The following is a 225-nucleotide window of genomic DNA, read 5'->3' as shown; positions in this document are numbered from 1 at the left end:
CAAACGCTGCTTGATCTTTGTGCTCTAAAAACGTCAAGCTAACAGATGCACCACCACCTGCTTTTGATGCAACAGACAAGTAGTCTCGTCCTGATGTAAGGAAGTATCTAGTATTTAACGGATCACTGTCTTTCGTCGGAATAATAGATACTTTCGCAATTGCATCCACTGTGTGTCCATTAGAAATACCAACATTACTTAAATACACATACGCTTCCGGTGTAT

Annotated in this window: 1 protein-coding gene; it reads right to left on the bottom strand. The window is 40.4% G+C overall.

Annotation, left to right across the window (positions count from 1 at the left end; translation table 11 throughout):
* The coding region (locus TP70_RS12505) for a hypothetical protein (RefSeq protein ID WP_044361448.1) at positions 1 to 225 on the bottom strand (225 nt) is incomplete at both ends.

Source organism: Staphylococcus microti (assembly GCF_000934465.1).
Classification (GTDB): Bacteria; Bacillota; Bacilli; order Staphylococcales; family Staphylococcaceae; genus Staphylococcus; species Staphylococcus microti.
Note: the sequence above shows the minus strand (reverse complement) of the source record. Positions and strands in the feature narration are given on the sequence as shown.